Source organism: Dolichospermum sp. LEGE 00240, assembly GCF_015207875.1.
GTDB lineage: Bacteria > Cyanobacteriota > Cyanobacteriia > Cyanobacteriales > Nostocaceae > Dolichospermum > Dolichospermum gracile.
This window is the reverse complement of record NZ_JADEVZ010000169.1, coordinates 1-1,076: the sequence shown is the minus strand read 5'-3', so window position 1 is coordinate 1,076 and position 1,076 is coordinate 1. Positions and strand designations below refer to the sequence as shown.

Annotated in this window: 2 protein-coding genes; both read right to left on the bottom strand. The window is 35.5% G+C overall.

Annotation, left to right across the window (positions count from 1 at the left end; translation table 11 throughout):
- Window positions 1-40: 40 nt before the first annotated feature.
- Window positions 41-640, bottom strand: a complete 600-nt coding sequence (locus IQ226_RS24795) for an IS630 family transposase (RefSeq protein ID WP_193899790.1) — start codon at window positions 638-640, stop codon at window positions 41-43.
- The gene (locus tag IQ226_RS24790) at window positions 640-999 is read right to left on the bottom strand and encodes a transposase (RefSeq protein WP_053541010.1); all 360 of its coding nucleotides are present in this window, start codon (window positions 997-999) and stop codon (window positions 640-642) included. Before IQ226_RS24790 ends, IQ226_RS24795 begins: the two co-directional genes overlap by 1 nt.
- Window positions 1,000-1,076: the final 77 nt, after the last annotated feature.

Here is a 1,076-nt window from a genome sequence, read left to right as displayed (position 1 = left end):
TACAGCAGTTTGCGATCAAGTCCAGTACAAAAATAGCTATCTAAATAGGGTCAAAAAACAATCCACAATGATTAAACCAATTGAGAGCATTTTCATCAGTAATAGCATTAACCGCCATAGTAATTGCCTCATCAAGAGCATCAAAACTACGAGCTTTTGCAGAACGTAAGATTTCTTTTAACTTTGACCAACATAATTCAATGGGTGATAAATCAGGGGAGTATGGAGGTAAAAATTTAACCTTTGCTCCAACAGATTCAATCAAAATTCTTGCCTTTTCAGCATAATGTACAGGTAAATTATCCATGACTACAATTGCGCCAATCCACAACTGAGGTAGTAATATTTGTTCAATGAAAACTAAAAAACTAGTAGTGTTTAAACTACCAGGAAAGGTCATAGTGGCAATTAACCCTTCATCACTCATAGCTCCAATTAATGTGATGTTTTTACCTTTATTTCCTGGACGATCATCATAGACCCTTTCACCTTCAACACCTCTACCGTAGTTTCGTGTCATAGCCAGGTGTACACCTGTTTCATCAATGAATACAAGGTTTTTGACATCTATTGTATCTAGCCAACGTCGAAATTCATAACGCATTTCTTGTACTCTTTGTGTTTCTTGCTCACTTGCCACTAAAGTTTTTTTTTACGTCTTAAATCTAAGCGTTTTAGAGTTCGGGATAAACTGGATATACTTACCTCTATTTCTGTTTGATCCTTTATTGCTGCTTGAATTTCCCGTAAATATATATCATTCTGCTCTATCACTATTTTCTTCAACAATTCTTCCTCTTTACCTTTAATTAAAGAACGGCGGTCTCCACCTTGGGGTTTGGGTTCTATCTTCCCCGTTTCTCTATATTGGCGGAAAAATTCACTGATAAATGATAGGCTCACTTTAAATCTCGCTGCTAACTCTCTTTGCGTACCTTCTTTATTTTGCCAAGCACTTAATATTTTTTGTCTTATATCAGTCGAATATGCTGCTGCCATATATCTCAATTATTTTCTTTTTTTTACATCTTTAAAGTTTACCATCTTTGTACCGCGTTTGATCTCAAACTGCTGTA